This window comes from Paenibacillus pedocola (genome assembly GCF_031599675.1).
GTDB lineage: Bacteria > Bacillota > Bacilli > Paenibacillales > Paenibacillaceae > Paenibacillus_AQ > Paenibacillus_AQ pedocola.
In genome coordinates, this window is the sequence record NZ_CP134223.1 from 3,385,543 (window position 1) to 3,397,964 (window position 12,422).

A 12,422-nucleotide genomic window follows, 5' to 3' on the forward strand; every position below is an offset into this window, starting at 1 on the left:
TATCCAGAAATGAACGGAAGGACCTAACGCAGCAAAAAAGCCCAATGGAACGGCGCAGCCGGTACTTGGGCTTTTTAAGTTGTTATGGGGTGGGAACATTTTCCTGGATGGTTCGTATGAATCCCTAGAAAGATTAACTTAATTATGAATATTAACGAAATTAATTTAATATGAAACTATAGAATAATTCCCTAAATCCGATCGAATGGAGAATGAACATGAGAGAACATGGCTCAATGAAAGCAATGGTCTATGATTCCTATGGAACACCAGAAGTCCTCCGGATAGAATCGGTAGATATCCCTGATCCCAAGGATCATGAAGTGTTAATCGAAGTCCAAGCGGCTTCGGTTAACTCCTGGGACTGGGACCTCCTGCGCGGGAAACCGTTCATAAACCGGGTTGGAGCGTTTCGCAAACCACGTTACCGGATTCTCGGGGCAGATATTGCAGGGAAGGTCATTGCGGTTGGAGCGGCTGCTGCACGATTTAAACCAGGGGATGAGGTTTTTGGTGATCTTTCCGGTTGCGGCTGGGGCGGATTTGCCGAGTATGTATGCGCTGCAGAGGGAGCATTAACACCAAAGCCTGCTGGAATAAGCTTTATAGAGGCGGCAGCCATTCCTCAAGCAGCCGTACTTGCCTTGCAAGGCCTGCGTGATGCAGGGAATTTGCAAAGTGGGCAGCATGTTCTTATTAATGGAGCCGCCGGCGGAGTCGGGTCGTTCGCAATCCAGTACGCCAAATTGCACGGGGCTGAAGTGACCGGAGTTGATAGCACCGGAAAGCTAGAGATACTACGTGCTATAGGTGCGGATCATGTGCTCGATTATACGAAAGAAGACTTCACGGTGAATGGGATACAATATGATTTGATACTTGATGTTGTCGGAAACAAATCCATTTTCAGATTGAAGCGTGCACTAAGGAATGGTGGTGCCTATGTCATGATTGGAGGACCCATGTCGCGGATTATCCTAAATCTGTTGTGGGCTCCGTTTGTTTCTCTGCTTGAAAAGAAGAAGATAAAAGTGCTCGTCCATAAACCCAATCACGGAGATCAGCTGGTTTGGAAAGAGCTTGTCGAATCAGGCCAAGTCACACCCGTCATTGATCGGCAGTACCCGTTACATCAGGCAGCCCAGGCGCTTCAGGATCTTGGAAATGGTTCTGTAAAAGGAAAAGCTGTCGTCTGCCTGAAGCTTTAGACAATATGACGGTAAACTCTTGTCAAACGTTTACTCGCAACCTAATCGTTAGGAGAGATGTGTATGAGTGCTTTGGTTATCGGTTTTGAAGAAGTGGACAATACGCAGCTTTTGCTCGTTGGCGGAAAAGGGCTCCACTTAGGGGAATTATCAAAAGTGGAAGGAATACAGGTGCCCGAAGGCTTTTGTGTTACAACAGCGGGATTTCAACAAGCCCTCGAACATAACGAACCGTATCACGATTTACTGAATCGGCTATCCATGCTAAACGCAGATAATCGGAATCAGATTGATGAAATCAGCAGGAAGATTCGGGACATCATTTTGGAAATCGAAATTCCTTCCGATGTTGTGAAAGCAGTAACTCTTAAACTTTCCCAGCTTGGCGAAGAACACGCTTATGCAGTACGTTCCAGTGCAACTTCTGAAGATTTACCGCACGCTTCTTTTGCTGGTCAACATGACACTTATCTGAATATCATCGGCAAAGAGTCAATCATCCAGCACATTCGCAAATGTTGGGCTTCTCTTTTTACGGAACGCGCGGTAATCTACCGTATACTCAATGGATTTGATCACCATCAAGTTCATTTATCGGTAATCGTTCAAAAGATGGTTCTCCCGCAGGCTTCAGGAATTCTATTCACTGCTGATCCGGTTACTTCTAACCGAAAGCTGCTGTCCATCGATGCCAGTTTGGGACTTGGCGAAGCCTTGGTCTCAGGCCTGGTATCTGCTGATTGCTATAAAGTACAGGGAGAGGATATCGTTAATAAACGGATAGCAGCTAAGAAACTGGCGATTTATGGGGTAAAAGAAGGCGGGACAGTGACCCGTGAGATCGGTCCCGATCTGCAGAAGACGCAAACACTTACGGATGAGCAAATTTTACAGCTCGCACGCATCGGAAGACAGATTGAGGCTTATTTGGGTTGCCCGCAGGATATCGAGTGGTGTCTGGACCAGGATAACTTTTATATTGTCCAGAGCCGGCCCATCACTACGTTATACCCGGTCCCGGAAGCCAATGACCCGGACAATCACGTCTATGTATCTGTCGGTCATCAGCAAATGATGACGGACCCTTTGAAACCACTCGGAATGTCGATTTTCCAGTTCACTTCCTTTGGCCCCCGCTATAAAGCAGGTGGAAGATTATTTGTTGATGTAACACAAATGCTGGCTTCACCGGAAAGCCGGGAAAAGTTATTACATACCTTTGGGCAACACGAGCCGCTCATTCATGATGCAATCTCGACCATAATAAAGCGGGATTTTATACAAATATGGCCAAGAAATGATAAGGACACGCTGAATCCCCCTAAAAGTAATACAGAAATGTCCTCTTCAGGTCTTCAAGCCCGGAGTGAAATCGATCCTGAAATCGTACCCTATTTGATTAAAAACACCCAAACATCAATAGAAGCTTTAAAACAAACGATCCAAACGAAATCCGGATTAGAATTAATGGACTTTATTCAAGAGGACATACAAGAGCTGAAGAAAATTCTCTTCGACAAGCAAAGTTCAGCTGTGATTACGGCTGCGATGGATGCTTCACTATGGATCAATGAAAAGATGAACGAATGGTTAGGTGAAAAAAACGCTGCAGATACCCTATCTCAATCTGTACCAGGCAATATTACTTCGGAAATGGGTCTTGCATTGTTAGAAGTCGCAGATGTGATTCGGCCATTTCCGGAAGTTATTGACTATTTACAGCGTGTTAAAGATGATTATTTCATGGATGAACTGGTTAAGCTTGAAGGCGGCCAGGAAGTCCAAGACGCTTTGTATGATTATCTCAGCAAATACGGAATGCGTTGTGCCGGAGAAATCGATATTACCAGAACCCGCTGGAGCGAACAACCGACTATACTGATCCCAATCCTTCTGGGTAACATTAAGAACCTTGAGCCTAATGCCGGCACGCGGAAATTTGAGCAAGGTCTACAGGAAGCCTTGAACAAAGAGCAAGAGCTATTAGAGCGACTGCTGCAATTACCGGATGGTGCGCAAAAAGCCAAAGAAACCAAAGTAATGATCGACCGTATCCGTAATTTCAGCGGGTATAGGGAATATCCCAATTATGGCATGGTTAATCGGTATTTCATTTATAAACAAGCCTTATTGAAAGAAGCTGAGCAACTCGTACAAGCAGGCGTTATTCATGAACAAGCAGATATTTACTATCTTACGTACGAAGAACTTCAAGAAGTCATTCGCAGCCATAAACTGGATTATCAGACGATCAGCAAACGAAAAGACGAGTATAAAATATATGAAAAACTAACCCCGCCACGTGTAATAACATCTGATGGTGAAATCATTACAGGTGAGTACAAAAGGGGTGATTTACCATCTGATGCTATTATAGGTCTGCCAGTATCTTCAGGAGTAATAGAAGGACGGGCACGGGTCATTATCCATATGGAAGAGGCCAATCTAGATGATGGAGACATACTCGTGACCTCCTTTACTGACCCCAGCTGGACAGCATTGTTCGTATCCATAAAAGGCCTGGTTACCGAAGTTGGCGGATTAATGACCCATGGAGCAGTTATCGCACGCGAATATGGCTTACCCGCAGTTGTCGGAGTGGAGAATGCTACCCAACGGATCCAAGACGGGCAACAAATTCGTGTAAATGGAACTGAAGGGTATATTGAAATATTGTAACTAGCTTATCCGTAAGCATATTCAAGCTTTTGTTCGCAACTTCATAACTTCTTCATAAGCTGCAAATTTGTTCTTCATAACTCTTTTATATAGTGTACCTATAAGGAGGAGATATAAATGAAGAAATTATGGATTGGTTTAACGGCATTGGTACTGGTGATGGGAATTGGAACCGCCGGCGCGTATGCTGCAACAGCAAACAATGATACTAACGACAGCGGATTCTTCAAGAAAATGCTGCCCTTCGCCAAACAAATGCACCCCAACCTGTCAGAGGATCAAATCAAGAACATGCATGACAATTGCAGCACTTCATCCGGAACGGGAATGTCAGAAATGATGCAAAATGCCCAACATGGCCGGAGTATGATGAACTTCTAATCCGATCATGATAAGATAAGACCTCATAGAAATGAGATAGATCTCAAAGAAATGAGGTCTATCTCATTTTTTCAAACAAAGTAGGTGATGAGTCCGTGAAAATTTTAGTGGTGGATGATGAAGAAAATATCCTGCAGGTCATTAAGGCTTATTTGGAAAAAAATAAATATATTGTGTACGAAGCCGATACAGGAAAAGGCGCAATTCATCTTTTTGAAACCTTACAGCCCGATCTGATCGTGCTGGATTTGATGCTTCCGGATATGACCGGAGAGGAAGTATGCAGAACAGTCCGCAAATCATCTAACGTTCCCATTCTCATGTTGACTGCAAAAAGCAGTGAAGACGATATGGTGAACGGGCTAATGATTGGAGCCGATGATTATATTACCAAACCATTCAGCCCAAGAGAGCTGCTCGCTCGGGTGATTAGTCTATTAAGAAGAACCAACCCGCCCCAGCAAGGGAATCAATCACGGCTGTCCTTTGCCCAAGGCTCTTTAACAATGGATTTAGAGCGTTATGAGGTGTTGATGAATAAGGAGGCCGTATCCCTTACCCTTATGGAGTTTAAGCTGCTGGAAATTTTAGCGAAGCATCCCAAGAGAGTGTTCTCACGACTTGAACTGGTTAACCTTACCCAGGGTGATTCTTATGAAGGATTTGAGCGAACCATCGATGTTCATATTAAGAATATTAGACAAAAAATTGGCGATGACCCTAAACACCCTCTTTTTATCGGTACCGTATTTGGAGTAGGTTATAAATTCTTGGTGAATTCAGATGCTACATAGAGGCGGATTGAGCAGAAAGCTACTTATATCCCATGCCGGTGTGGCTCTTGCTGCGCTTCTGTCCATTGTCCTGCTCGTTAACATAGTAATGAATATCTCATTCAACCAATATCAGAAAAACCAGGAACAGGCGGAAATCCAAAGTTTACTGGAAGATCTAAAAGATGCATATCATGAGTCTGCCGGCCAATGGGATCCAAACGTATGGATGATCATTTCGCACCAGGCGATGGTTAATGAATATATCGTTCGTGTCTATGACATAGACCGCCAATTGATTTGGGACACCAGCCAAATGGGGATGCATAATTCTCAGCCGAAGCAAGACACCATTACTAAATCAATTGTTAAAGACAATCAGCAGGTGGGGACATTAGAATTTCAATCATTGGACAAAACGTCCCAGAGTCTGAATCAGCAGTTTCTGCGAATGTTTAATATATTGTTATGGGCTGCAATGTTTCTCGTTATAGCCGGTACGTATCTGTTTAGCCGCTATATGGCTAAAAGCATTAGCCAGCCTCTTTTAGAAATTAAAGATATTGCTTCGCGGATGAGGCAGGGAGATCTCACTTCCCGGGTTGAAGGTTTACATTATAATACGGAGATCGATGATGTGGGGCGTGCACTCAATCATTTGGCTGACGGACTTGAAAAGCAAGAGCAGTTTCGGAAATCACTGACCGCCGACGTGGCACATGAGCTTCGCACACCCATAGCAATAATACAAAGTCATTTGGAAGCCTTTCAGGATGGTATTTGGGAGCCGACACCGGAGAAGATTCAGGTGTGTCATGACCAAGCTTTGCGGCTAGTCCGTCTTATCAGTGATTTGGAAAACCTGGCTAATGCAGAGAATCCCATGATTCAGTTGAAGACGGAGGTCGTATCTCTTAACGAGATTGTAGACGAGTCGTTAAATACTGTATCCAGCCAGTTTTGGCAGAAGGGGCTTTCAGCTGACCTGATAAGTTTAAATGACGTTTGGATCACAGGGGACCGTTCGCGGCTGGTTCAGGTTTTCGTGAATCTGATAAGTAATGCATTTAAATATACGAGTTCTGGACGGATTCAGATTGAAGTGTCAAAAGAGAACACAGAGGCCGTCGTTATTGTATCTGATACGGGGATGGGGATACCTGAAGAGGAACTTCCCTATATCTTTGAACGTTTTTACCGCGGGGAGAAATCACGGAACCGGAAGACTGGCGGAGCCGGAATAGGCCTTGCCGTTGTAAAAGCAATTGTGGATGCTCATGAAGGAGCTATCTATATTGAAAGTGAGATCCATAAGGGGACTACAGTCCATGTTCGTCTCCCAATCGTTCGATGAATGGAGGAGACCCTATGATGATGGGATATGGTTTTGGGTTCGGTATCTTTGGATTGGTCATCAATTTTTTGCTGATACTAGGTGTAGTTTATTGGGTAATAAAATGGGTTAGGGGGGGAGGGGAATCGCATATTAATGACAATACTCCAGAGAGAATCTTGAATGAACGATTTGCAAGGGGTGAAATCACGGAAGAAGAATATCTGCGGATGAAGAGGATCCTCCGGGACTGATCCGTAACCTGTGTATAGGAGTGAGACCGAATAATGAAGAAATACAATACGAGGGCTATCATGGCGTCGCTGCTGATCTGCGGGTTCGTCGGCATGTTCAGCGAAACTGCCCTTAATATTGCGATAAGTAATTTAATGGATGTGTTCCAAATATCCGCGGCGACCGCTCAGTGGCTGACGACAGGATTCTTGCTGACGCTCGGTATACTGATGCCAATGACGGGGTGGTTGCTGCAGAGGTTCACGACGAGACAGCTGTTTATCGCTTCGCTTGCCAGCTCAATCGTGGGTACTCTAATTGCTGCACTCGCATTTAATTTCGAAATGTTGATGCTGGCTCGCGTCTTACAGGCGGTGGGTATGGGGCTGTTAATACCGCTCATGTTCAATACGATTCTTATTGTATATCCGCCGGAGCAGCGCGGAGCGGCAATGGGCTTCGTCGGACTCGTTATCATGTTCGCGCCGGCAACCGGTCCTTCAGTAGCAGGTCTGTTAATCGAATATTTCACTTGGCATTATATTTTTTGGCTGTCGCTTCCGTTTTTGATCGTGGGGTTATTGGTAGGTCTGAAGTATTTGGATAATGTAACCGAGGTCACGAAGTCCCGCATCGATGTAATATCTGTCATACTGTCTACAATCGGGTTCGGCGGGGTAGTGTTCGGCTTCAGTAAAGCAGGGGAAGGTGAAGGGGGCTGGACCAGCGCAGTTGTCGTGTCCTCCATTATCATTGGGCTTATTGCGCTCGTATTATTTGCCTTGCGTCAGAATGTGATGCGTGAACCGATGATGAACCTGCGCGTATTCAAGTATCCGATGTATATCGTTGGATTGGTTCTGGTGCTGGCATGTATGATGATCATCTTGTCGAGTATGATTATTCTGCCGATGTTCCTGCAGAACGGTATGGGGCTAACTGCATTCGCCGCCGGCCTCATGCTGCTGCCGGGCAGTGCGCTGAACGGTATTTTATCGCCGCGAATGGGGCGTTTGTTCGACAAATATGGTCCGAGAGGACTTGTCATTTCGGGCCTCATTATTGTTGTGATAGCGTTATGGTTTTTCTCCAGTATATCCGTTGTATCTTCGGTGGCTTTCCTAGTGACGCTGCATGTCGGACTTATGGTAGGGATCTCTATGGTATGGATGCCGGCGCAAACGAATGGCCTAAACCAGCTGCCCCCTGAGCTGTACCCACACGGTACGGCAATTATGAATACCCTGCAGCAAGTCGCTGGGGCGATCGGCACAGCTGTCGCAATCAGTATTCTTACAGGCGGCATGCAGACTTACTTGCATAGTTCCTCCGCACCGACAGAACAGGCCGAATTAGCAAAAGCATTGACCTTCGGTTCCCAGAATGTGTTCATATTCGCGATGATTGTTACATTAATCGGCCTCTGTACCGGATTCTTCATTCGCCGCGTAATCGTAAAGCACGCGATGATGAACTCTCCGCATTAACGATTCCCAGGGGCTTCCCCCTGATTCAACTCAAACAGCAGCGGCAGACCATGACTTTACGTCTTGGTCTGCCGCTGTTTTTTTTGTATAAATGAAGAGCAAAGAAATATCCTGACGGTACCTGTAAAAAGATTTTGACTTTTCTAACAGGTACCGTTATAATCGAATCAACAGGTACCGTAAGGATATTTGAATCATCCACATTAAGGAGGCTCCATTAGGAACATGAATACTGAACTGTACGAAAAACTCGCTAAACTGCAGTGGCTTTTGCAGAGGAAGCATTTTAGAACCCACACCGCTGTTGGCCCTATGGCTGATACGTCCCGCGGGCAAGGCCGGATACTGGCATTTCTCCGGATGAAGGACGGGATCAGCACCAAAGATTTATCCTATATGCTGGACATCCGTGTATCATCCCTCAATGAATTGCTGGCAAAATTGGAGAAAGCCGAATACATCACCCGTAAACCCTCAGAAACAGATAAACGCATCATGCTGATTTATCTGACGTCCAAAGGGCAAACCGAAGAAGAACATGAAATAGACAGCGGAGACATCTTTTCTTGCTTATCCCAGGATGAGCAGGCTATCTTCGGGGAATATCTCGTACGCGTGAGTACAGCTTTGGAGGAGGAACTGGGAACAGACGTAGAACGTGACGAAATGGCAAGCTGGATGGAGGCTGCAAAGGAGCGTATTGGTGCTGAGGAATTAGAAAAGCTAATGTCCATGCGTGGACAAATGCACAGAATGTGGGCAAATTCCGGAGACGAACGCTTTAACAGAAGATTCCCGGGGTTTGGCGGGGAAGGGTTCGGCAGTGGAATGCAGGGATTTGGCTGGCCCTCCAGGGATGGAAGAAATTCGCCGGACCCTGAGGATAAATAAGCAGAATATTAATAATAAGCAGCAGGGCACTGCCTTACCAAAGCCGTTAGGCGGTGCCCTTATTTAATTTGTCATAGTTAGAATTCTAATTGTTTGACACCAAAAATAAATGATAAAAATGAAGAAAGTGGTGATCCCTATGGATACAGAAAATCTCCATTACTTTGAAAAAGCACCGGTCGCAAAGGCTGTAGCTCATTTCGCTTTACCGATGATGCTAGGCACGTCAATGAGCGTGATCTATTCCATCTTAAACGCCTTTTTCATTGGTACCCTAAATAACACTGCCATGTTAACTGCACTCGCCCTAACCTTGCCGTTATTCGCGGTCATTATGGCACTGGGCAACTTGATTGGCGTCGGCAGCAGTGCATTCATCTCCCGTCTGCTGGGAGAGAAAAGATATGCTGATGTTAAGCATGTTTCTTCATTCGCTTTTTACAGCAGTTTAGTTATCGGACTTATCGCCATGGCACTTGGACTTCCTCTGGTCAATTCCATCGTTCATGGCCTGGGGGCAACGCCTGACTCCTTCGGGTTTACCAAGGACTATGTCACAATAATGCTCATGGGTTCACCATTCGTCGTATTATTCTTCACGCTGGAGAATATCGTACGCTCGGAGGGTGCAGCAATTACATCCATGATTGGTATGCTTCTTAGCGTTGTCGTGAATATTATTCTTGATGCACTGGTCATCTTCGTCTTCCATTGGGATGTGATTGGCGTAGCTTCTGCTACGGTCATTTCTAACTTGGTTGCGAGTGCTTATTACACCTACCATATAGGCTTAAAGAGCCGTTTTTTAACGCTTTCAATCAAACATTTCAAGCCTTCCAAGGAAATTCTGAGTAATGTATTCAAAATTGGAGTCCCCGTCTTTGTAATGAGTATGTTCATGGGTGCAATGTCACTCATCTTCAACCGTTATCTTGTCCAATATGGGGAGCAGGCAATAGCAGGATTTGGAATATCATCGCGTCTACTGCAATTTCCCGAGTTAATTCTGATGGGCTTAAGCGAAGGAGTCGTACCGCTCATTGCCTTCTCTTTTACAGCAAACCGATTGCGCATGAAGCATACCATACAATTCACGATTAAAACGATTGTCGCGTTAGCCGTTGTGTTCGGCGTGATCGTCTATCTGATCTCGGACCATTTAATTGGTTTATTTACGAATGACCCGCAATTAATTGAAATGGGCAGCTACATTCTGCATGTGACGTTCTTGTCCTTGTTCATTACAGGCATGACGTCGTTATTTACGGGAATCTTTCAGGCCACAGCACAAGGGACCGCCGCGTTTATGATGTCAATCATTCAAGGCATTACTCTGATTCCTGTGCTCTACATCGCCAACCGGATGAATGGTTTCCATGGGGTGGTGTGGTCGCTAGTTATTTCGGATATCGTAGCGTTCCTTGTCGGCGCGATCATGCTTTATATGCTGCGTACGAAATTGCAGCCGGATTTAGATCATTTAGCCCAATAGGATGGGGTGGGATGATTGCCTTTCAATCAATGAAGCAGAGATCCTCTCGTTTCTTACTCCAAGCTGCATAATTACAGCTGTAAGAACCACAATAAGCAAAGCAGCATTAAGTATAAGAAAGGGAATCAGATGCTACGTAATTTAATCTTCCGGAGAACGGCTATACTGCTGATGGTGTTTCTCTTCAGTATGGCTGATTTTAAGATATATGAATATAAGAAGGTCAGTCAAAAGGCTTACTTCGGTGCTGGTAACGGATATAACCTGATCGTAGTCCAGCTTGAATCATTTCAGAATTTTCTTGTGAATCTATCCGTCCAAGGGCAGGAAGTCACTCCAAATTTAAATAAGCTATCGGCCAAAAGCATCTATTTCCCTAATGTTTTTTCACAAATAGGGCGGGGGAATACCTCGGATGCCGAATTTACGAGCAACACTTCTATTTACCCTGTTGGTGATCCAGCCATGTCGTCCAAGTATGCTGACCGGGACATTCCAAGCATAGCAAAGCTACTGCACGCCAAGGGGTATATTGCGAACACTTTCCATGTGAATGAGGTAAGCTTTTGGAACCGGGACCGGTTGTATCCGGCATTAGGCTTCGATAAGTATTATGATAAACCCTATTTTAAGCAAGAAATCTTTAACCGTTATGGAGCCTCCGATGAAGAACTGTATACGGTGGCTATCGAAAAGCTGCAGTCACTACATAGAAACAACAAGCTGTTTTATGCACAACTGGTTACTGTATCGAGTCACTCTCCCTTTAATATACCTAAGGCCAGCAGGAGATTGAAGTTAAACCCGGACCTGAACGGAAAACTATTGGGTAATTATCTTACTGCTGTTAACTATGCTGATTATGCGCTTGGCACCTTTATTGAGAAGCTTAAACATGCCGGGCTTTGGAACCAGAGTGTTCTGGTCGTATATGGGGATCATTTCGGATTAAGCAAAAAGAAATATAATCCCGAGAAGATCAGCCAGACCTTTGGCATCCGTTATCACAAGCAGATCAGCACATTAAACATTCCGCTCCTTATTCATCTGCCGGGGAAACGCTCCGGACATAGAATTGAGCTTACAGGTGGGCAAACGGATATCCTTCCTACTGTTGCGAACATTATGGGAATTGATTTGAAAAGCTTAGGATTCACAGCATTCGGTCAAGATTTGCTGAATACAAAGCACAATACAGTAGGAATCCGGTATTATTTGCCGACCGGATCATTCTTAAATGATGAAATCCTCTTCCTACCCGGTAAAAAAGGGTTTGAGGACGGGACTGCGACCTCCATAAAAAGCTTCAAAAAAATTAATAACATTGCGCCCTACAGATCTGAATACGAGGAAATTATTAAACGTATGAAGCAATCTGACAAGTATGTTAAACAACTTCCTATTCGGGAGGGGGCAGGAATTCCGCGTTTGTGAATTTCTTGCATAAGCTCCGCGTTATAATGGAAAACTTCTGTAGTGCGAATCAACACATCGATTCGATATCTTAGGAGGTTAAACCTTATGACAACACAGGATCCGCAAGAGCTTCTTAAGCTTAAGCATGAGCAGGATGAGGAAAAAAGGCAGTTCACAAACTTTGCCCGGGCTGTCTCCGGCCACGGTGAAGTAGAAGCAGGTCAGGAAAACAGTAATGACCGGCTGCCTGACGATCAAAACCGTATGAAATCTGTTGAGAACAGACAAAATTAAGGATGAAATGAGGCCGATCCCACAAAGGATCGGCTTTAAAAGTTGATTTTCATAATAATGAGTTCAAAGGATCATATTAACATTAACTCAAGTGAACGGGGGGACGATGCATTGATTTTTCTTGGCATTTTCGTTCTATCGATTATGGGGACAGTGTTGCTGGTGTTCCTTGACGTATTAGTATATCGTGTTTCATTCCAATCTGCATTGCTACACTTATACTTCATTCCTTCA

The 12,422-nt window shown here is 44.8% G+C and carries 11 protein-coding genes; all 11 read left to right on the top strand.

Annotated features, from left to right (window positions below; genetic code table 11):
* Window positions 1–218 precede the first annotated feature (218 nt).
* Window positions 219–1,208 (top strand): NAD(P)-dependent alcohol dehydrogenase, encoded by a 990-nt coding sequence (locus QU597_RS14680; protein ID WP_310828703.1) that lies wholly within the window; start codon window positions 219–221, stop codon window positions 1,206–1,208.
* A 63-nt stretch (window positions 1,209–1,271) separates the two neighbouring features.
* Window positions 1,272–3,887, top strand: a complete 2,616-nt coding sequence (gene ppsA, locus QU597_RS14685; protein WP_310828704.1) for a phosphoenolpyruvate synthase — start codon at window positions 1,272–1,274, stop codon at window positions 3,885–3,887.
* 117 nt (window positions 3,888–4,004) lie between these two features.
* The gene (locus QU597_RS14690; RefSeq protein WP_310828705.1) at window positions 4,005–4,268 is read left to right on the top strand and encodes an FAD/FMN-containing dehydrogenase; all 264 of its coding nucleotides are present in this window, start codon (window positions 4,005–4,007) and stop codon (window positions 4,266–4,268) included.
* Between the two features lie 95 nt (window positions 4,269–4,363).
* On the top strand, window positions 4,364–5,062 hold the full coding sequence (locus QU597_RS14695; RefSeq protein ID WP_310828706.1) for a response regulator transcription factor: 699 nt from the start codon (window positions 4,364–4,366) through the stop codon (window positions 5,060–5,062).
* 7 nt (window positions 5,063–5,069) lie between these two features.
* On the top strand, window positions 5,070–6,395 hold the full coding sequence (locus tag QU597_RS14700) for a sensor histidine kinase (protein ID WP_310828707.1): 1,326 nt from the start codon (window positions 5,070–5,072) through the stop codon (window positions 6,393–6,395).
* A gap of 14 nt (window positions 6,396–6,409) precedes the next feature.
* Window positions 6,410–6,628, top strand: a complete 219-nt coding sequence (locus QU597_RS14705; protein WP_310828708.1) for an SHOCT domain-containing protein — start codon at window positions 6,410–6,412, stop codon at window positions 6,626–6,628.
* A gap of 33 nt (window positions 6,629–6,661) precedes the next feature.
* Window positions 6,662–8,095, top strand: coding sequence for an MDR family MFS transporter (locus QU597_RS14710; protein ID WP_310828709.1), 1,434 nt, complete (start codon window positions 6,662–6,664; stop codon window positions 8,093–8,095).
* 225 nt (window positions 8,096–8,320) lie between these two features.
* Window positions 8,321–8,986, top strand: coding sequence for a MarR family winged helix-turn-helix transcriptional regulator (locus tag QU597_RS14715; RefSeq protein ID WP_310828710.1), 666 nt, complete (start codon window positions 8,321–8,323; stop codon window positions 8,984–8,986).
* Window positions 8,987–9,125: 139 nt separating this feature from the next.
* Window positions 9,126–10,478, top strand: coding sequence for an MATE family efflux transporter (locus QU597_RS14720; protein ID WP_310828711.1), 1,353 nt, complete (start codon window positions 9,126–9,128; stop codon window positions 10,476–10,478).
* Window positions 10,479–10,667: 189 nt separating this feature from the next.
* Window positions 10,668–11,912 (top strand): LTA synthase family protein, encoded by a 1,245-nt coding sequence (locus QU597_RS14725; protein WP_310828712.1) that lies wholly within the window; start codon window positions 10,668–10,670, stop codon window positions 11,910–11,912.
* Between the two features lie 87 nt (window positions 11,913–11,999).
* A complete protein-coding gene (locus QU597_RS14730) occupies window positions 12,000–12,188 on the top strand; it encodes a hypothetical protein (protein WP_310828714.1) in 189 nt (62 codons plus the stop codon).
* The last annotated feature ends 234 nt before the right edge of the window (window positions 12,189–12,422 follow it).

What these genes read in the sequence shown, in the direction of transcription:
- QU597_RS14680 (WP_310828703.1), top strand. Translation starts at nt 219, where the DNA reads ATGAGAGAACATGGCTCAATGAAAGCAATGGTCTATGATTCCTATGGA.
- ppsA (WP_310828704.1), top strand. Translation starts at nt 1,272, where the DNA reads ATGAGTGCTTTGGTTATCGGTTTTGAAGAAGTGGACAATACGCAGCTT.
- QU597_RS14690 (WP_310828705.1), top strand. Translation starts at nt 4,005, where the DNA reads ATGAAGAAATTATGGATTGGTTTAACGGCATTGGTACTGGTGATGGGA.
- QU597_RS14705 (WP_310828708.1), top strand. Translation starts at nt 6,410, where the DNA reads ATGATGATGGGATATGGTTTTGGGTTCGGTATCTTTGGATTGGTCATC.
- QU597_RS14710 (WP_310828709.1), top strand. Translation starts at nt 6,662, where the DNA reads ATGAAGAAATACAATACGAGGGCTATCATGGCGTCGCTGCTGATCTGC.
- QU597_RS14715 (WP_310828710.1), top strand. Translation starts at nt 8,321, where the DNA reads ATGAATACTGAACTGTACGAAAAACTCGCTAAACTGCAGTGGCTTTTG.
- QU597_RS14720 (WP_310828711.1), top strand. Translation starts at nt 9,126, where the DNA reads ATGGATACAGAAAATCTCCATTACTTTGAAAAAGCACCGGTCGCAAAG.
- QU597_RS14725 (WP_310828712.1), top strand. Translation starts at nt 10,668, where the DNA reads ATGGCTGATTTTAAGATATATGAATATAAGAAGGTCAGTCAAAAGGCT.
- QU597_RS14730 (WP_310828714.1), top strand. Translation starts at nt 12,000, where the DNA reads ATGACAACACAGGATCCGCAAGAGCTTCTTAAGCTTAAGCATGAGCAG.